The sequence below is a fragment of the Paractinoplanes aksuensis genome (assembly GCF_024137025.1).
GTDB lineage: Bacteria > Actinomycetota > Actinomycetes > Mycobacteriales > Micromonosporaceae > Actinoplanes > Actinoplanes aksuensis.
This window is the reverse complement of record NZ_JAMYJR010000021.1, coordinates 60,295-78,462: the sequence shown is the minus strand read 5'-3', so window position 1 is coordinate 78,462 and position 18,168 is coordinate 60,295. Positions and strand designations below refer to the sequence as shown.

General features: G+C 71.5%; 16 protein-coding genes. 10 read left to right on the top strand and 6 right to left on the bottom strand.

Annotated elements, in window-relative coordinates; translation table 11 throughout:
• Position 1: 1 nt before the first annotated feature.
• Positions 2–1,012 carry an AAA family ATPase gene (locus M1L60_RS19495; protein ID WP_253239076.1) on the bottom strand — a complete coding sequence of 337 codons (1,011 nt, stop codon included), beginning with the start codon at positions 1,010–1,012 and terminating at the stop codon, positions 2–4.
• Between the two features lie 34 nt (positions 1,013–1,046).
• Positions 1,047–1,799: a S1C family serine protease gene (locus M1L60_RS19490; RefSeq protein ID WP_253238872.1), complete on the bottom strand. Its 753-nt coding sequence runs from the start codon at positions 1,797–1,799 to the stop codon at positions 1,047–1,049.
• Between the two features lie 175 nt (positions 1,800–1,974).
• Between M1L60_RS19490 and M1L60_RS19485 the strand changes: the two genes are divergently transcribed.
• The 7 genes from M1L60_RS19485 (at position 1,975) to lpdA (ending at position 9,047) form a co-directional block, all read left to right on the top strand.
• On the top strand, positions 1,975–2,469 hold the full coding sequence (locus tag M1L60_RS19485) for a TspO/MBR family protein (RefSeq protein ID WP_253238871.1): 495 nt from the start codon (positions 1,975–1,977) through the stop codon (positions 2,467–2,469).
• A gap of 70 nt (positions 2,470–2,539) precedes the next feature.
• A complete protein-coding gene (locus M1L60_RS19480) occupies positions 2,540–4,306 on the top strand; it encodes a YncE family protein (RefSeq protein WP_253238870.1) in 1,767 nt (588 codons plus the stop codon).
• A complete protein-coding gene (locus M1L60_RS19475) occupies positions 4,303–4,746 on the top strand; it encodes a sigma factor-like helix-turn-helix DNA-binding protein (RefSeq protein WP_253238869.1) in 444 nt (147 codons plus the stop codon). Before M1L60_RS19480 ends, M1L60_RS19475 begins: the two co-directional genes overlap by 4 nt.
• Positions 4,743–5,417: a zf-HC2 domain-containing protein gene (locus M1L60_RS19470; RefSeq protein WP_253238868.1), complete on the top strand. Its 675-nt coding sequence runs from the start codon at positions 4,743–4,745 to the stop codon at positions 5,415–5,417. Before M1L60_RS19475 ends, M1L60_RS19470 begins: the two co-directional genes overlap by 4 nt.
• A gap of 73 nt (positions 5,418–5,490) precedes the next feature.
• On the top strand, positions 5,491–6,579 hold the full coding sequence (locus M1L60_RS19465) for a hypothetical protein (RefSeq protein ID WP_253239088.1): 1,089 nt from the start codon (positions 5,491–5,493) through the stop codon (positions 6,577–6,579).
• 198 nt (positions 6,580–6,777) lie between these two features.
• A complete protein-coding gene (locus M1L60_RS19460) occupies positions 6,778–7,668 on the top strand; it encodes a hypothetical protein (RefSeq protein ID WP_253238867.1) in 891 nt (296 codons plus the stop codon).
• Entirely contained in the window at positions 7,665–9,047 is a 1,383-nt protein-coding gene (gene lpdA / locus M1L60_RS19455) for a dihydrolipoyl dehydrogenase (protein WP_253238866.1), read from the top strand. Before M1L60_RS19460 ends, lpdA begins: the two co-directional genes overlap by 4 nt.
• 13 nt (positions 9,048–9,060) lie before the next feature.
• On the opposite strand, the gene M1L60_RS19450 is transcribed toward lpdA, so the two are convergent.
• Complete coding sequence (locus M1L60_RS19450; protein WP_253239075.1) at positions 9,061–9,909, bottom strand: GDSL-type esterase/lipase family protein; 849 nt, start codon at positions 9,907–9,909, stop codon at positions 9,061–9,063.
• Positions 9,910–10,080: 171 nt separating this feature from the next.
• A complete protein-coding gene (locus tag M1L60_RS19445; RefSeq protein ID WP_253238865.1) occupies positions 10,081–13,422 on the bottom strand; it encodes a CARDB domain-containing protein in 3,342 nt (1,113 codons plus the stop codon).
• Positions 13,423–13,632: 210 nt separating this feature from the next.
• Here M1L60_RS19445 and M1L60_RS19440 point away from each other — a divergent pair, with 210 nt between their 5' ends.
• Positions 13,633–14,955 carry an MFS transporter gene (locus M1L60_RS19440; RefSeq protein WP_253238864.1) on the top strand — a complete coding sequence of 441 codons (1,323 nt, stop codon included), beginning with the start codon at positions 13,633–13,635 and terminating at the stop codon, positions 14,953–14,955.
• Here the strand turns inward: M1L60_RS19440 and M1L60_RS19435 are convergent.
• Positions 14,906–15,976, bottom strand: coding sequence for a sensor histidine kinase (locus M1L60_RS19435; protein ID WP_253238863.1), 1,071 nt, complete (start codon positions 15,974–15,976; stop codon positions 14,906–14,908). The two genes, M1L60_RS19440 and M1L60_RS19435, sit on opposite strands and share 50 nt — an antisense overlap.
• Positions 15,977–16,062: 86 nt before the next feature.
• On the opposite strand from M1L60_RS19435, the gene M1L60_RS19430 reads away from it, so the two are divergent.
• Positions 16,063–16,968 carry a S1 family peptidase gene (locus M1L60_RS19430; protein WP_253238862.1) on the top strand — a complete coding sequence of 302 codons (906 nt, stop codon included), beginning with the start codon at positions 16,063–16,065 and terminating at the stop codon, positions 16,966–16,968.
• Positions 16,895–17,620: a DUF429 domain-containing protein gene (locus tag M1L60_RS19425; RefSeq protein WP_253238861.1), complete on the top strand. Its 726-nt coding sequence runs from the start codon at positions 16,895–16,897 to the stop codon at positions 17,618–17,620. Before M1L60_RS19430 ends, M1L60_RS19425 begins: the two co-directional genes overlap by 74 nt.
• Positions 17,621–17,638: 18 nt before the next feature.
• Here M1L60_RS19425 and M1L60_RS19420 read toward each other — a convergent pair whose 3' ends face one another.
• Positions 17,639–18,166, bottom strand: coding sequence for a hypothetical protein (locus M1L60_RS19420; RefSeq protein WP_253238860.1), 528 nt, complete (start codon positions 18,164–18,166; stop codon positions 17,639–17,641).
• Positions 18,167–18,168: the final 2 nt, after the last annotated feature.

Genomic DNA, 18,168 nt, shown 5'->3' with positions numbered 1-18,168 from the left:
ATCAGCGTCCCCGCCCCGCGGGCTCCGGGATCGACACGTTGGCCAGCACTTTCTGCAGGATCACGTCGGCCGTGACGTCGTCCGAGAGGGCCTCGTACGAGAGCACCAGCCGATGCCGCAGCACGTCCAGAGCCAGATCGGTCAGATCTTCCGGTACGACGTACTCGCGCCCGCGGATGAAGGCGAGCGCCCGCGCGGCCAGCACGAGGCTGATCGACGACCGCGGGCTCGCGCCGAACGTGACGTACCGGGAAAGGTCGGTCAAACCGATGCGGGCCGGTTCCCGAGTGGCGTGGGCGAGCTGCACGGCGAACTCGATCAGCGACGGGTCGACGTACACCTGATCGGCCTGTTGTTGCAGCCCGACCAGCGTCTCGGGGTCGATGATCTTCTGGATGACCGCGGCCGGGGTGAGCGCGCGCTCGACGACCACGAACTCCTCGGTGACGCTCGGATAGCCGACCAGCACCTTCATCATGAAGCGGTCGACCTGGGCCTCGGGCAGCGGATACGTGCCCTCGGTCTCGATCGGGTTCTGGGTGGCCATGACCAGCATCGGGTTGGGCACCCGGTGGGTCTCGCGCCCGATGGTGACCTGGCGTTCCTGCATCACCTCGAGCAGCGCGCTCTGCACCTTGGCCGGGGCCCGGTTGATCTCGTCGGCCAGCAGCAGGTTGGTGAAGACCGGGCCCAGCTGCACCTGGAACTCGCCGGTGGGCTGGTGATAGACGCGGGTGCCGACGATGTCGGCCGGCACCAGGTCGGGGGTGAACTGCACCCGGTGGAACTCGCCGCCGATCGCCTCGGCCAGCGACTTCACGGCCAGCGTCTTGGCCAGGCCGGGCACGCCCTCGACGAGGATGTGGCCGCGGGCCAGCAGGGCCACCAGCAGCCGTTCGAGCAGGAGGTCCTGGCCGACGATGGTCTTCTTGACCTCGTACAGCACTTTCTCGATCGGCCCGGCCGAAGCCGACGGGGCGTCGTTCCAGTTGTAGGCGCCGCGTGCCGGCATGTTCATGCGTCCGTCCTTCTGGTGGGCCGAGGGTCTACAGCGGTGGGTTCCGGCCGTCGCCCTCCCCGGCGCCGAGCGCGGCGCCGATCGGGACGGCGAAGCCGATGCCGATGAACGTGCCGTCGTCGGTCGGGTTGGCCAGCGCCACCACGATGCCGACCACCTGGCCGCGGTCGTTGAGGAGCGGGCCGCCGGAGCTGCCGGGGTTGACGGCCGCGTCGAACTGGATGAGCCCGGCGATGTCGCCGCCCTTGTCGCGGCTGAGCGTGCGGTCGAGGCCGGAGACGACGCCGCTGGTGGTGGTGGCGGTCAGCCCGAGCGGGTTGCCGATGGCGACCACGTCGTCGCCGATCGCCGCGCCGCCGCCGAGCACCGCCGGCACCAGCGTCTCGGGCAGCTTGCCGGGCTTGAGGGTGGCGATGTCCTGGGCGGCGCTGGAGGTGACCACCTCGGCCGGCGACTCGGTGCCGTCGGCGTACGCGATGGTGATGCTCTTCGCCCCCTCCACCACGTGGAAGGCGGTGAGGATGGTGCCGTCGGCGTTGGCGATCACGCCGGTGCCGGTGTCGGCCCCCGCCCCGCTGCCGGTGGCCTTGATCAGCACCACCGAGGGCCGCAGCGCCTGATAGACCTGGGCCACGGTGAGGGGCTCGTCGGAGGGGGAGGGCGCGGCCGACGGGAGCGCCCGGGCCGGCGATTCCTGGTCGTCACCGCCGGGCAGCAGCACCACAACCGTGATCGCGAGGGCCCACAGCGCGACGGCGCCGATCAGTACCTTCCGGCGCAAGTCCGGTCTTTTCCACCAGGGCGCCGGAGCTTCGGGTGGTGCCTGCTCCGAGCCCGTGGGCCGGAGCACCTCCATCTCCATTCATCGACTGTAGGAGCGTTTTCTCAAAGCCGCCCCAGAGCCGAGGGGCTCAATCGCGAGGTGTGGAATCGCAGATGGTGGGCATTGCCACGCTATGACCCAAGCTGCCCTTCCTGTGAGTTCGCCCCATCGGCACCGCTGGCTCGCGCTGGCCGGGTTCGGCCTGGCGGTCTTCGTGGCGGCCGCGATCGGCGGGCTCGGCGTCAGTGGCACCAGCGCCGAGTACGGCAGTCTCGAGCAGCCCGCCTGGGCCCCGCCCTCGTGGCTGTTCGGCCCGGTCTGGACCGTGCTGTACGTGATGATCGCCGTGTCCGGATGGCTGGTCTGGCAGCGGGTCGGCTTCACCCGGCCGCTGTGGCTGTGGTCGGCCCAACTGGTGCTGAACGCGATCTGGACCCCGCTCTTCTTCGGGGCCGGGCAGTACGGGCTGGCTTTCGCCGAGATCGTGCTGATGTGGCTGCTCATCGGGGCCACCGTGGTCGTCTTCTGGCGGGTGCGCCGGCCCGCGGCAGTGCTGCTCCTGCCGTACTGGGCCTGGGTGACCTTCGCCAGCGCGCTCAACCTGTCGATCTGGCTGATGAACACGTGAGCGTGCCAACTTCACCCACGACACCTTCCTAAGTGGGCCTTCGTCACTGCAAGATGATCGCGGTGACACTATGAGTGAAACTGGGCTACCGCAGAGTGTGCTGACCGAGATCGGCAGTCCGATCCGGGAGTCCCGGCTGACCGGGGTCGACGAGCTGGCCCGGCTGGCCTGGGGCGCCGACCTCGCGCTGGCCGCGGCCGCCCGCCACGCCCTCCAGCAGATGATGGAGGACGACAGCCGCAGCGTCTCGGCCGCGGCCGCCGCCGCCCTGGAACGCACAGCCGTGCGCCTCGACCCCGAACGGATCGACTTCGGCCCGGTCGCCGCCGAGACCCAGCGCCTGGTGGCCGACGTCCGGGTCGACGGCCCGCCGCTGGCTGTCGCCGGGGCCACGGTCAATGTCTCCGGGCCCGGTCTGCGGGCCATGCTGAGCGGTCGCACGCTGCGCATCATGTGGCTGCCGCGCTCCGACTGGCTCGACGGCTCGGTCACCGTGCGCGGCCCGGCCGGCTGGGCCGACGTCCGCGTCACGGGCCAGGTCGCTGCTGCCAACGCTCCCTTCGCCCCGGTCGCCCCGGCCGCCGACTACGGCACCTCCCGGGGGGCCGAGCCCGCGGGCCTGCGCACCTATGACGGGGGCATGGTCGCCAACGGGTACGGCACGCCCCGGGTCACCGTGCTGCCCGCGCCACCCGCCTCCGGCCGCCGCCAGATCGGCACCACCGTGCTCGTCGCCATCCTCACCACGCTGGTCGTGCTGGGCGGGGCCGGCGTCGCGATGGCCCTGCTCAACGACGGCCGGTCCGGCCCGGCGCCCGTGGCCGCCCTGCCCACCCAGCCCCAGCCCGGGCCCGGCGCGGCGCTGGGCTCGGCCCAGCCGGCCACCCCCGATCCCCGAATCACCCGGGTCCCGCTCGCCCAGCGGGTCAAGAGCGTGGCCAAGCCCAAGGTCATCGGCACGGTCCGGGTCGGCGCCGAGCCCGAGGGGGTCGCGGTCGCCCCCGACGGCCGCACGGTCTTCGTGGCCAACCAGAACAGCCGCATCCTTTCCCTGGTCGACGTGGCCACCCGCAAGGTCACCCCGATCGCGTTGCGCAACACCCCGCGCTTCGTCGCCGTCTCGCGCGACGGCAACACCGTCTTCGTCTCGATGTACGAGGACGACAAGCACACCGGCAGCGGCGTCGCGGTCGTCGACACCCGCAGCCGCAAGGTGCTCCGCTACCTCGACACCGGCCACATGCCGTACACGCTGGCCGTGGCCCCCGACAACAAGCTCTGGGTGCCGATCCACAGCGACGGCCGCCTCGAGATCTTCAGCTCGGGCACCCTGCGCATGGTCGGTGAGCTGCCGGTCAAGCCCAACCCGCACGCCGTCGGCTTCTCGAGCGACCAGATGCGGGCCTTCACCGCCAACCACGAGTCCAACGCGGTCACGGTGATCGACATGCGGACCAACAAGGTGCTCCAGAGCATCCCGGTCTCCCGCGCGCCGCACAGCATCGCCGTCTCGCCCGACGGGCGGATGACGCTGGTCGCGGGGTACGAGGCCGACGCGGCCAACCTGATCGACACGGTCACCCTCAAGCGCACCGGCCCGTTCAAGGTGGGCCGCGACCCGCAGAGCGTGGCCTTCTCGGCCGACAGCCGTTACGGCTACACGGTCAACGAGGGCGACGGCACGATCTCGGTGCTCAACGGCAAGACCGGGGCCGTGACGGCGACGGTCAAAGTCGGCCGGAGTCCGCGCACGATCGGCGTCTCGCCCGACGGCCGCCTGGCCTACGTCTCCAACGGCGGCGACAACACCATCTCGATCGTGCGGGTGGGGGAGTGAGCCGACGCGATCGGAGCGCCGGTGAGGTGCTGGTGCGTCGGCTCTACGCCGAGCACGGGGCGGCCCTGCTGGCGTACGCGACCAGGTTGAGCGGCGATCGGGCCGCGGCGCAAGAGTTGGTGCGCCGGACGTTGCTGCGTGCGTGGACCGAGCCGTCGGCCCTCAGCGAGGAGCGGGGGGCCGTACGCGCTCGTCTTTTTGTTCTTCTGCGCGAGGCGGCCGGGGCGCCGGCCGATGTGCTCCAGATGCTCGGCGCGGTCGGCACGCTTCCGCCCGAGGAACGCGAGGTGCTGAACCAGTTGTACTTCCAGGGGCGTGACGTCAAAGAGACGGCGGCGTCGCTCGGTCTTCCGGCCGAGACGGTGAAGTCCCGCAGCTACCAGGCCCTGCGCCGGCTGCGGGCGGCGCTGGCGGCCGAGGTCACGACGGGAGCGGCATGAGCGGGCATCAGAGCGAGCAACTCGGGGCGTACGCGCTGGGTGTTCTCGACGACGACGAGTGGGCCGCCGTCCACGCCCACGTCGAGGACTGCCCGCAGTGCCGGGGCGAGGTCGGTGACCTGCGCGCGATCGAGGAGAGGCTGGGCGAGATCCCGCCCGAGGCCTTCCTCGACGGCCCGCCGCCCGGCAGCGACCTGCTGCTGCAGCGAACCCTTTCCCAGGTACGCGATGAGAGCCGCGGCCACGAAAGGCAGCGCCGCACACTGTGGACCCTCGGGGCGGTCGCGGCTGCCGTCGTCGCCGTGATCGGCGGCCTGGCCATCGGCCGTTCCGGGGTGGCCGCACCCGACGCCGTGACACCGCCCCCGGTGGCCGCGGCACCCCGCACCGTCACCGCCACCGACGAGGCCACCGGCACGTCGATGAACGTCACGATCACTCCCGCCGCGGGCTGGGTGCGGTTGCGGGCCATCGTCGACGGGGTGCCGGCCGGCTCCCAGTGCCGCCTGTTCGTGGTCGCGCGCGACGGCTCCCGCGAGTTCGCCGGCAGCTGGCTGGTCGGCGCGTCCGGCACCACCGTGGACGGCAGCGCGCTGGTCGCCCCGGCCGAAGTGACCGCGGTTCAGGTCGAGACATACGCCGGGCAGGTTCTCGCCACCGCCCCTATCTAGAACACCCGCCCGACGCCTATGCTCAGATCGTGATTGCTCGATCGACTCAGCGTCACCACGTCGGGCCCCGGTCATGACCGGCGCCGGCTGGGTCGCGCTGGCGATCGTCAGCGTCGGCTCGCTCTGCTACGCGACCGCCTCGATCCTGCAGGGCGTCGGCGCCCGCCGCAGCGTCGGCACCGCGCAGACCATGGCCCACCCGCTCTACCTGGCCGGCATCTTCTTCGACATCCTGGCCTGGGTCGGCGCCATGATCGCGCTGCAGACCCTGGCCGTCTACGTGGTCGAGTCGGTGCTGGCCGGCTCGCTCGCCTTCACCGTGCTGGGCGCCCGCATCGTGCTCGGCTCCCGGCTCCGCCGCCGCGACATGGTCGCCGTGGCCGTCACGATCGTCGCGCTGACCTCCCTGGCCTTCTCGGCCGGCCCGCAACACGAGGTCAACACGACGAACGAGCTGCGCTTCGCCCTGTGCGGCGCGGCCGCCGCCATGGTGCTGGTCGGCTATGGCGCAGCCAAGGTCAACGCGCCCGGCGGCATCATCGCCGCCTGCGCCGGTCTCTCGCTGGGCGGCGCGGCCCTGGTCGGCCGTTCCCTGCCGGTCCCCGAGGGCGTCGGCGGGGGCCAGGTCGCCCTGTCCATCCTCACCGAGCCGCTCACCCTGGCCCTGCTGGTCTTCGCCGGCACCGGCATGACCCTGTACGCCCACGCCCTGCAGCACGGCGACGTCGGCCCGGTCACCGCGATCCACTGGACGGCCGAGGTGATGGCCCCGTCCATCGTGGCCGTGGTCTTCCTGGGCGACACGGTCCGCGAGGGCTGGCTGCTCCCCGCCGGCATCGCCTGCGCGTTGACCGTCGGCGCAGCGATAGTGCTGGCCACCGCGCCCGCCACTCACGCCACCCACGTCGAAGAGGCGGTGCCGGTCCCGGTCCCGGCCGGCCCGGCCGCGCTCCCGCCCCAGGCCCCGCGCCACGCTCTGAACGCGCCGCCCCTGCCCGTGCTGCCCCAGCCGACCGGCGAACGGATCATCTGGTGGGGCCCGCCCCCGATCTGGCGCCCGCCGGACCGGGGCCGCCCGGTCGACCCGACCTACCGCATGCTGGCCCTGCCGGCCGCCGCGGCCCCCCGCTTCATCTGGGCCGCACCCCCACGCCGCCGCTGACACCTCTGCTGGCCGGCCGGTCCGAAACCCCCACGCCGCCGCTGACTCCTCTGCTGGCCGGTCCGAACCGCCGCGCCGCCGCTGACTCCTCTGCTGGCCGGTCCGAACCGCCGCGCCGCCGCTGACTCCTCTGCGGGCCGACCGGCCGGTCCGAGGTCCGGGTCAGCGCGGCGGGCTGGGATCGGACATCATCGAAGCGTGGGCGACCTTTTGATCAACCTGCTGGCCAGCGTCATCGCCGGCACGGCGGTCTGGCTGGCCGGGTTCGGGCTGCGCCGGCGCAAGCTGGGCCGGGAACGGGCCTTCTTCGGGCTCACCGACGGCGCGAGCTGCCTGCTGGTGGTGTCCCGGCACGCGTCGTCGACCCGCGAGTCCAGCGTCCACCGGCGTGACGTGGCCGCGTTGGTCGAGCTGGCGACCATCGCCCGCGAGTGCGGCGCCCACGCCGACCGGGTGGGCGAGAACCAGCCGACGGGCGAGATCGGCCGTCTCACCGAGTTCTGCGTCGGCGGTCCCGGCGGCGCCAGCCCCCGCAGCGCCACCCACGTCCGCACCATCCTGCGCGGCGTGACCTACGAGGTCTTCGACGACGAGCAACGCCGCATGTCGTTCACGGTCGGCGCCACCCGGTACGAGGCGGGGCCGGAAGCCAGCCACGTCCTGCTCGCCCGTTTCTGGGGCCCGGGCGGCGGCCGCCCGGTCTTCTTCATCGGCGGCCTGACCGCGGGCAGCAACCTGGCCGGCGCCCGCTATCTCGCGCAGCACCACGTCGAGCTTGCCCGCCAGTACGGCGCCGACCGCCCCTTCGCGCTGGTGCTCCGCATCGTCGAACCCAACGCCTATGGCACCGACTTCACCGAACTGGTCGCCGACGTCAGCACCGCCGCCTTCCGGCCCCTCCCGCAACCGCCCGGTCTCACCACCGGCGAAGTCGGCAGCGAGGACCAGCCCCTCCCGCAACCGCCCGGCCTCACCACCGGCGAAGTCGAGGGCGAGGACCGGCCGGGCCCGCAGCCGCTCGGCCGCACCGCCGGTGAAGTCGGCAACGAGGAGAGGCCGGGCGCGTCCGTGGATAGGCTTGACGGGTGAGTCATTTTGATGTTCTTGTCCTGGGTTCCGGGCCCGGGGGATATGTCGCTGCCATCCGTGCCGCGCAGCTCGGTAAGACGGTTGCTGTGGTCGAGCACAAGTACTGGGGCGGGGTCTGCCTCAACGTGGGCTGCATCCCGTCCAAGGCGCTGCTGCGCAACGCGGAGATCGCGCACATCATCACGCACGAGAAGAAGACGTTCGGGATCGAGGGGGACGCCACCATGTCCTTCGCGCCGACCCACCAGCGCAGCCGCAAGGTGGCCGAGGCGAGCGCCAAGGGCGTCCACTTCCTGATGAAGAAGAACGGGATCACCGAGCTCAACGGTTGGGGCACCCTGACCGGGCCGAAGGCGATCGACGTCGACGGCGAGCAGCACACGTTCGACAACCTGATCATCGCCACCGGCGCCGTCGTGCGGATGCTGCCCGGCATGAAGACCAGCCCGAACGTCGTCACCTACGAGGAGCAGATCCTCGACGACAAGCTGCCCGGCTCGATCATCATCGGCGGTTCGGGCGCCATCGGCGTCGAGTTCGCCTACGTCATGGCCAACTTCGGCGTCGACGTGACGATCGTCGAGTTCCTCGACCGGATGGTGCCCACCGAGGACGCCGACGTGTCCAAGGAACTGCTCAAGCACTACCGCAAGCTGGGCGTCAAGGTGCTGCTGAGCACCAAGGTGGAGCAGGTCGAGGACACCGGCGCCGGCGTCCGCGTCACGGTGAGCCCGGCCGGCGGCGGCGAGCCGAAGGTGCTCGAGGCCGACCGGATGCTGGCCGCGTTCGGTTTCGCCCCGCGCACCGAGGGCTACGGGCTCGAGGCGGCCGGGGTCAAACTCACCGACCGCGGCGCGATCGAGGTCGACGCCCGCGGCCGGACCAACGTCGAGGGCATCTACGCCATCGGCGACGTGACCGCCAAGCTGATGCTCGCGCACACCGCCGAGGCGATGGGCGTCGTGGCGGCCGAGACGATCGCGGACGCCGAGACTCAAGAGATCAACTTCGACATGATCCCGCGGGCCACGTTCTGCCAGCCCCAGATCGCCTCGTTCGGCTACTCCGAAGAGCAGGCCCGCGACAAGGGCTACGACGTGAAGGTGGCCCAGTTCCCGTTCTCGGCCAACGGCAAGGCCCGCGGCATGGCCGAGACCGCCGGCTTCGTCAAGATCGTCGCTGACGCCGAACACAACGAGATCATCGGCGCCCACCTCATCGGCCCCGAGGTCACCGAGCTGCTGCCGGCCCTCACGCTGGCCCAGATGTGGGACCTGACCGCCGACGAGGTCGCCCGCAACGTCTTCGCCCACCCGACCCTGTCCGAGGCGGTCAAGGAGGCCATCGAGGGCATCGCCGGCCACATGATCAACCTCTGACGGCGCCGCGGCGTCAGAAGCGCTGGTAGGTGGCGTCGGCTAGTTGGGCCTGGCCTTCGACGTCGGGGTGGAAGAAGTCGACCTGGTTGACGAGGTCGAGGTTGAAGCTGGTCTCGTGGGAGTCGTTGTCCCAGCGGCAGCGGGCGCCGTACTTGTCGCAGGCCTGGCGCAGCTCGTCGTTGTAGTCGTTGATGCGGGCCTGCACCGTGCGGCGGCGTTCGGCGTCGGACTCGTCGTTCGACCTGGGGTCGGCCAGCATGGACGGGCAGGTGGTGAAGCGCTGCCAGGCCCGTACGGCCCGGTCGTCCTTGCGGCCCAGCTGCCACAGGCGGTAGAGGTCGGGGATGCCGGCCACCAGCACCTCGGCCTTGGGCAGGCCCTTCTTGAGGCGGGTCAGCCCCCGGCCGACGTCGCGGCGGAACGCGGTCACCGAGGTCATGCCGGCCGGGGTGGGGGCGCAGGCGTCGTTGGCTCCGATGAGGATCGTGACGTACTGGGCCTTCATGTCGATGGCCTGGGCGACCTGGCCCGACAGCGCGTCGGCCTCGGCCCCGGGGCGGGCGAAGTTGCGGGCCTTGCCCTTGATCTTCGGGTTCTTGGCCAGGATCCGGCGGTAGTGGCTGTCCACGGCCTCGGCCGAGCCGGTCGACCACGAGTTGCGGCTGCAGGCCAGGAACGACCCGCAGCTGCCGAAGCCGGCGGTGATCGAGTCGCCCAGGGCGGCCATCGAGGACGGATATCCCTTGGGCGGTGGCGAGTCGGGGTCGGCCCCGCCGCCGCCCGCACCCCCGGCGCCCGCCTCGCAGGCCAGCGCGAAGACGGCGAGCGAGCCGAGGACGACCAGGTGCCAGCGGCGGACCATCGTGCCTCCAGAGTGACGGAATGCGACCACTCAGGCACGATATGTCATGCCGACCCTCGCCGGGGTGCCACCTTTCCGGGCGTCAGCCGAATGTCCCCGCGCAATCGGGGTACGCGGCTCGGCGCGGTGCCGCCCCTACCTCCCGGCCGGGGGACGGCACCGCACCCTGGATCAGCCGCCGTTGATGACGAACTGCGAGCCCGGCTGGACGACGATGTTGCCGTCGGCCGAGTTGGTGATGGTCACGTTGGTCAGGTTGGCGTTGCCGCGGGCGCCGCTCATCGCGAGGATGCCCGCCCCGTTGTTGCTCTTGTCGATGCGGACGTTGGTGACCGCTACGTTGGGCATCTCGCCCCCACCGGTCTTGAACTGGATGCCGTCATACGTGGAGTCCACGATGTCGGTGTCCCGGATGGTGACGCCGGGGATCGGCTTGCTCGACGGGAACAGCGTGATCGCGCCGAACTCCTGGTCCTCGTTCCAGAACACCCCACCGGCCCGGTAGAGGCCGTTGTTGGCGAGCAGCGTCGTCCCGCCGAACGGCAGCGGGTCGTGGTCGGTCGCCAGCATGATGCCGGGGTAGTTCATCGTGTCGTAGATCAGGTTGTTCTCGGCCGAGTTGTTCGAGCCGCCGTAGATCGCGATCGCGTTGGCCCGCCACGGCAACTGCACCGTGTTGTTGACGAAGTGGTTGTTGTTGGCCGAGTCGGCCGACGCGTCCTTGACGCGCGGGTTGGACCAGACGGCCAGCGAGTCGTCACCGGTCGTCCGGAAGGTCGAGTTGAACACCCGCGAGTTGCGCGTGCCGTTGCTGAAGTTGATGCCGTCGGCGTACGTGTCCCGGATGCGCATGCCGCTGAACTCGAGCCCGTCACCCGGGTTCCAGTAGGCCGGGGTGTCCGAGTAGTCGCGGCCGACCCAGGCGCCGACGTTGACGTGCTCGATCCACACGTTGCTGATCTTCGTGTTCTTGCCCAGCCGGCCGTTGATGCCGTGCCCGCGGTTGGCCCGGTTCGTCGTCATGCCGAAGATCGCCAGGTCGGAGATCTGCGTGTTGTCGTCGATGTCGAAGCCGACGTTGCCCTCGTGCGGGTGGTTGATGTTGCCGACCACGTTCTGCGGCTCGGTGTTCGTGTAGAGCCGCGTGTGCCACATGCCCGCCCCGCGGACGACCACGTTCCGGATGCCCTTCTGGTTCCACTGGTTGCGGGTCGGGTCGGGCGACAGGATCTTCTGCTCCTGCCGCCACTGACCGGCCGGGATCCAGACGCAGCTGATCACACCGTTCTCATCGTCGGTGACGGCCCGCTGGATGGCCGCCGTGTCGTCCACGCCGTCGTTCGGCACCGCGCCGTAGTTGGTGATCGACACGCAGCCCGCGGGCTGGCTCAGCGCCGGCGCCACCTGCTCCAGGTCGATCATGTCGATGTAGTAGAACGACGCGCTGTCACCGGCGTCCCGCTGCAGCTTGAAGCGGGTGCCGGCCGGGTACGAGGTGGACAGCAGCGCGTTCGACTCGTCGAAGAGCCGCCGCGCGTCGGCCGACGGCGTGTTCGACAGTGACTCGGTGTCGTCGGTCGTGCCGTAGAGCCAGCTGTTGCGTGACGAGAGCGTCAGCTTCTGCACGAACTGGTCGTTGGCGTACAGGCTGATCGTCGCGGTCTGACCGCCCCCGCCCGGCGCGTCCGGGATGGAGTTGCGCACGACGATCGAGTTGGCCTGGTTGACCGAGGTGAACTCGACGAACTGGCCGGTGCTGGTCAGGCGGACCGACTTGCGGCCGGACGATTCGGTGCCGAAGTTCGTGTGCCCGAAGGTCCGCAGCGCGTCCGCCTCGATCAGGGTTCCCGAGTAGCGGGCGGCCTCGGCCTCGTACGAGACATAGGGGGTCGCCGCGCCCCGGCCGACCACGATCGATTGCGTACGGGAGTTGTTGTTCTCGTTCGTCTCCGCGATCACGTTCGTGGCGTCGGCGGTGGCCGTGACGGTCGCGCCGCCACTGGTCGCCGTCCACGTCCCGACGTTGACGGTGACCGTCGCCCCGGCCGCGATCGTGCCGGTGCTGGCGTTGAGCGTGGTGCTACCGGCGACGACCCGGGTGACACTGGCCGCGGCGGCACTGGTGCCCCGGTTGTTGACCTGCACCGCGAACGTCACGGACGAGCCCGCGGCCGGGTTGGCCGGGTTCGGGGTGACGCTCACGACCTGCAGGTCGGGGCCCGGCGCCTGGGCGACGACGAGCGCGGTGGGCGACGTGTAGGTGTTGTTGCTGTTGTCGGTCTCGGGCACGGTGTTGGCCGGGTCGACCACGGCCGAGACCTGGTAGCTGCCCTGCCCCCGTCGTCCGGCGCTGACGCTGACGGTGCTCGAGGCGCCGGCCGCGAGGGCGCCGACGTTCGCGCTGCCGATGACGTTGCCGTTCAGGCGCACGTCGACCGTGGTCGCGGCTGCGGCGACGGTGCCGGCGTTGCGTACGGAAGCCGAGACGTTGATCGTGGACGACTCGTCCGGGGAACTCGGTGTCCACGCCAGACCGGTCACGACGAGATCCGACGCGGGGGCCCACGAGCCGAGAACCTGCAGCTCGGCGACCTGGCCGCCCGGGGCGCCGGTGTTGCTGAAGAACTGCAGCTGCAGATCGGCGACCCGCCCGGTGACCGGGATCGTCACGGTGTTGCCCGAGCCGAACGCGTAGTCGGTGCGGGCCTTGAGCGAGGTGAAGCTCGCGGCCCCCGAGGCCCGGCCGAGCACCTGGATGCCCTGCGTGCGCGCTCCCCAGGCCGGGTCGGGGTTGAGCTTGACCACGACGCCGGTCACGTTCGCGTCCGAGCCGAGCTTGGCCGTCAGCGTGGCCGGGAAGCCGTTGGACTCCCAGTAGCTGGCCAGGTTGTTGTCGTTGGCGTTGGCCGCGACGAAATTGAAGACGTTGTTGGACGCCTCCATCGGCTTGCCGGCCGCGAGGTTGGTGCCCGTCGGCGGGTCGGGGTCGGGATCGGGGCCCGTGCCGGCGACCCCGTAGACCTCCACCTCGGAGAGCTGCGCGGCCGGCCAGCCGGTGTTGGCGGTGACGTTGACGCGGACGTAGCGGACGGTCGCCGCCGCGAAGTCGATGGTGACGGCGTTGCCGCTGGCCGGGTTGAAGGTGCGCCCGGCACTGGCCGAGAGCGTGCTCCAGCTCGAGTTGTTGGTGCTGCCCTGCACGCTCAGCGTCTGGGTGCGGGTGGCCCACTCGGCCGGCGGTGGCAGCTTGAGCTTGACCTGGTCGATCGCCAGGCTGCTGCCGAGGTCGACCTGCACCCACTGCGGGAAGGAATTGTTCGGGCTCTCCCAGTACGAGCCCGCGTTGCCGTCGGTGACGTTGCCGGCGCCGTACGGGCCGTTGACGCCACTGGCAGTGGCGGCCTTGCCTTGCGCGAGGTTGGGGCCGCCCGCGGCCTGAGCCGGGGCGGCCGAGATCCCGGCGGTGACCAGAGCGGTCGCCAGGATGCCGGTAAGGAGTCTTCGTCCTCTCATCGTTCCCTCTTCGTGTGCGCACGTGGCCGCCGGGCGGGGACCCGGCGACCACCGGGGGACGGGGATGCCTGCCACGATTTTTCGCTGTGCTGCTGAGTTTTTTCGTGAACAGGCATTCAAGGTTTCAGATACATCACTAGTTCGTCAACGGGTGATGTCGTGGACACGGCAAAACGTTCATGGTTGGTCCGGAATGGGCACCCGCCGGACATGGGATGGCCGGTGGTCGCGCTGTGTCTGGTCCAGTTCGTCGACGTCCTCGGGGTGACAGTGGTCGTGACGACGCTGCCGGCGATGCTCGGCGATGTCGGCGCCGAACCGGCCGACGGCACGCTCGTCGCCGTCGGCTACGCCATGTTCTTCGGCGGGCTGCTGATGTTCGGCGCGCGGCTGGGCGACCGCTTCGGGCACCGGCGGTGCATTCTCGGCAGCCTGGTCGCCTTCGCCGCCGGGTCGCTGCTCACGGCCACGGCCTCGACGGTGGTGCTGCTGTCGGCCGGGCGGTGCCTGCAGGGTGCGGCCGCGGCGATTGCCGTGCCGTCGGCGTTGCGGCTGCTCACGGCGGTGGCCGCGGACGAGCGGCAGCGGGCCCGGGCGGTGGCGGCGTGGAGCGCGGCCGGGGCGGCGGCGGGCGCGTCCGGCTTCGTCGTGGGTGGACTGGTCACCGCGGCCGGGAGCTGGCGGTTGATCTTCTGGGGGCTGCTGGGCGTCTCGGCCGTGCTGGCGGTCGCGATCGTGCGGTTCGTGCCGGCCCGGGCCGCGGCCCCCGAGGGCGGGTCGCTCAACCTGGCCGGATCGGTGCTGCTGACCGGGGCGGTGATGGCGGCGATCCTGTTCGGCGAGGCGCCCTGGCTGCTGGCCGTCGCGGCGGTGCTGGCCGCGCTGTTCGTGGTGGTCGACCGGCGGTCGCCGGCCCCGCTGCTGCTCTCGGGCGTGCTGCGGCTGCCGCAGGTGCGGCGCGGGGCCGGCGGCGCCTTCTTCAACACGGCCACGACCGGGGTGGTCACGCTGGTCACGCTGCATCTGCAGGGCGCTCTGGGGCGTACGCCGCTGGAGGCCGCGGCCACCCTGCTGCCGCTCAGCCTCGCGGTGATCCCCGGCTCGGCGCTGGCGGCCCGGCTGATCGTGCGCCGGCCCGCGGAACGGGTGGCCGCGGCCGGCCTGCTCACGATCGGCGCCGGCCTCGCCCTGCCCCTGCTCGGCCCCGCCTCACCGGTGCTGATCGGGGCCGGGGTGGCGGCGGCCGGGTTCGGGCTGGGCCTGGCCTCGGTGGCGACCACGTCACTGGCCACCGACGTGCCGGAGCAGGCGCGGGCCACCTCGGCCGGGCTGGCCAACACCAGTGCTCAGCTGGGCACCGCGCTCGGGACGGCGGCGTTGCTGTTGCTGGCGGGGGCGACGACCGGCGTGCCCGGGGCGACCGGCCGTACGCCGTGGGTCGCCTGGGCCGCGGCGGCGATCCTGGCTTTCGTGGCGGCAGTCCTCATCGACCGGCGACTGCCGTCGGGGCGGGGAACGACACCTGCACGCTGAGACCGTCGCGGCCGGTCGAGGAGGCCGCGATGATCCCGTCGTGGGCCCGGGTGATCGACCGGGCGATGGCCAGCCCGAGCCCGGCCCCGCCGCTGTGGTCGATGCGCGAGCCGTGCAGCCGGCGGAACGGCTCGAACAGCGCCGGCACCTCGTCCGGCGGCACGTCGTCGCCCGTGTTGACCACCGACAGCGCGGGGTCGTCGCCGACCCGGACGTCGATCGTCCCGCCGGGCCGGTTGTACTTGATCGCGTTCTGGACCAGGTTGGTGACCAGCCGTTCCAGCAGCACCTGCTCGCCCGCCACGACGCGGGGGGCGAGCTCGCTCGTGATCGTCACGCCCGCTTCGCCGGCCCGGGTGCGGTGCGCGTCGAGGACGCCGGCCGTGATCCGGTCGAGGCGTAACGGCGTACGGGAAACCAGCCCGCGATCGCTCTCACTGAGCACCAGCAGGCCCTCGATCAGGCGTTCGTTGCGTTCGTTGGTCTCGAGCAGCTGCGCCGCGAGCAGCTCCAGCTGGCCCTCCTTGAGGGTGCGGGCCAGACCCACCTCGATCAGCGTCCGCTGCACGGCGAGCGGGGTGCGCAGCTCGTGCGAGGCGTCGGCCGCGAACCGGCGCTGCGCCTCGTAACCGACGGCTATCCGGTCCATCATCCCGTCGATCGACCGGCCCAGGACGGCCAGCTCGTCCCGCCCGTCGCCCGGCCGCAGCCGGTGCCCCAGGTTCTGCGGCCCGACGTTGTCGATCACCGGCACCAGGTCATGCAGCGGGCGCAGGCACCACCGGATCACCGGATAGCTGGCGGCCAGCAGGAACAGCACCACGAAACCCATGGCCAGGATTATTGGGATGCTGGGCCGGCGGAACAGCTGGCGACAGATGATGTTCGTGCTGTCGGGGCCGGGCGTGCACCAGACCGGGCTGATGTCCCACCACACCGACAGCAGGGTCTCGGCCACCGGGCGCACGACGAAGCCGGCGACGAGCAGGGCCGCGCAGAGCAGCAGAATGCGTCGCCTCACGTCCCCCACGCTGACACACCCGCGATAAAGAAGTCATAAGGACGTCGCTGACACCGGCCCGACGGCCGTTTTCGAATGATGTTCGTGTGTTCAAGCTTCTCGCCGCGCTGGCGGCTTCCGCGCTGGTCGTCCTGGGGCTGCCCAGCCCGGCCTCGGCCATCGCGTACGGGGAGAACGCGCGCGACGGCGCCTACCGCTTCTCGGTCCTGCTGACGATGACCGGTCTGCCCACGCCCGACCGCGGCACCCGCGACAGCTCCTGCTCCGGAGCGCTGATCGCCCCGACCTGGGTCGTCACCGCCGGTCACTGCTTCCGCGACGCCGAGGGCCGCAAGGTCAGCCGTACGGTGGCCGAGCGCACGACGGCCACCATCGGGCGCACGAAGGTCAAGGGCACCGGCGGCCACGTCCTCGAAGTGATTTCGGTCAAACAGTCCGAGACGACGGATGTGGCCCTGGCCGAACTGGCCGAACCGGTCACCGGCATCACCCCGCTGCGGGTGGCGACCTACCCACCGTCGCGCGGCGAGTCGCTGCGCCTGACCGGGTTCGGGCTGACCGCCGACCAGAAGCCGGCCCAGCGCATGCAGACCGGCCGGTTCACCGTCGACGCCGTGGGCGACTCCCTGCTCGAGACGTCCGGCGTCGCCCCGCAGAACGACACCAGCCCCTGCCCGCACGACTCGGGCGGCCCCTATTTCCGTACGACCGATGCCGGGCCCGAGCTGGTGGCCGTGGTCAGCGGTGGCCCCGGCTGCCCGCACACCGGCCCCGACTTCAGCGCCCGCACCGACAACATCAGCGACTGGATCACCGCCACCACCTCGGGCTCGCGGTCCTACCAGTGGTGGCCGGCCGCAGTGGCCGCCGTTGGAGTAGGCGCTGTCGGGCTGCTGGTGTGGGCCTATCGTCGTACGCGTGCTGACTCTGGGCGTCGATCTGGCCTCGGCCGACGAGCGTACGGCGACGGCGCTGCTCGCCTGGGCCGGTGACCGGGCCGTCGTCCGGGACCTGCGCCTGGGCGTCTCCGACGAGGAGCTGATCGCCGCGATCCGCGGTGCGGACAAGGCGGGACTGGATTGTCCGCTGGGCTGGCCGTCGCTGTTCGCCGACTTCGTGGCGGCCCAGCGTGCGGGGGAGTGGCAGGCGGTGCCCGCCGATGCGGCCTGGCGACGGGGCTTGGCCTATCGGGTCACCGACCTTTTCGTACGGGAAGAGGCCGGGCTCAATCCGCTCAGTGTCTCCGCCGATCGCATCGCGTATGTGGCTTTTCGCGGCGCCAACCTGCTGGCGGCGCTGGGTGGTCCCATCGACCGCTCGGGCGCGGGCCTGGTGGTCGAGGTCTACCCGGCGGCGACGCTGCGCCGGTGGGGGCTGACGCATCGCGGCTACAAACTGCCCGGCCGCGACTCCCTGGTCGACGAGCTGCTCGCGGCCGCGCCGTGGCTGGACCTGGGGCCGCACGAGGCTCTGTGCCGCCGGAGTCACGACGCTTTCGACGCGGTGATCGCGGCGCTGGCCACCCGGGCGGCCGCCTTGGGCCACACCCAGCCGCCGACGCCCGAGCAGCGGGAGGCCGCGCGGGTCGAGGGTTGGATAGCGCTGCCCACCTGCGAGCTGGCCGACCTGCCCACCGGCCGCTGACGCTCGCCGCGCCCCCGGTCAGTCGGGGCGTCGCTCGCCATTCGCGTCGTTCAGGCCGTCGACGAGCATCTCCGCCTCGCCGGCCGAGATGTTCATCGTGGTGCTGAGCAGCTCGATCGCCTGCTCGCGCTGCCCGGCGTCGACGAGCGCCGCGATCCGGAGCCAGGCGAAGGCGTCGGCCATCGCGTCGTTCTTCCCACCCGGCCACCCGTCCGGCGGGGCAGTGGCGTCCCGAGCCGACGGGCCTTCCGCCGTGGCATCCAGGAATCCCGCGCCGGGCGATTTCGCAGACGCGTCAGAAGTGGCTGCTGTTTCCTGCCGGCGGGCGTCAGCGACCCGGGTGGCTGCATCCCGCAGCCGGGTGTCCGCCCCCGGGGCCGCTGCGGCTGCGGCCCGAGCCTCCATCTCGCGCACCTGATGGCCCAGCAGATCCTGCCGGCCACCGCGACGGCGCAGGATCACCGTGATCACCGAGATGAACGAGGCCGCGATGAAGAAACCCACCACCAACTGCAGCAGGCTCACGTCGGTGCCGCCGGGGCTCATGG

Coding starts and splice junctions, on each gene's coding strand:
- M1L60_RS19495 (WP_253239076.1), bottom strand. CDS start 1,012: ATGCCGGCACGCGGCGCCTACAACTGGAACGACGCCCCGTCGGCTTCG.
- M1L60_RS19485 (WP_253238871.1), top strand. CDS start 1,975: ATGACCCAAGCTGCCCTTCCTGTGAGTTCGCCCCATCGGCACCGCTGG.
- M1L60_RS19480 (WP_253238870.1), top strand. CDS start 2,540: ATGAGTGAAACTGGGCTACCGCAGAGTGTGCTGACCGAGATCGGCAGT.
- M1L60_RS19470 (WP_253238868.1), top strand. CDS start 4,743: ATGAGCGGGCATCAGAGCGAGCAACTCGGGGCGTACGCGCTGGGTGTT.
- M1L60_RS19465 (WP_253239088.1), top strand. CDS start 5,491: ATGACCGGCGCCGGCTGGGTCGCGCTGGCGATCGTCAGCGTCGGCTCG.
- M1L60_RS19450 (WP_253239075.1), bottom strand. CDS start 9,909: ATGGTCCGCCGCTGGCACCTGGTCGTCCTCGGCTCGCTCGCCGTCTTC.
- M1L60_RS19445 (WP_253238865.1), bottom strand. CDS start 13,422: ATGAGAGGACGAAGACTCCTTACCGGCATCCTGGCGACCGCTCTGGTC.
- M1L60_RS19440 (WP_253238864.1), top strand. CDS start 13,633: ATGGGATGGCCGGTGGTCGCGCTGTGTCTGGTCCAGTTCGTCGACGTC.
- M1L60_RS19420 (WP_253238860.1), bottom strand. CDS start 18,166: ATGAGCCCCGGCGGCACCGACGTGAGCCTGCTGCAGTTGGTGGTGGGT.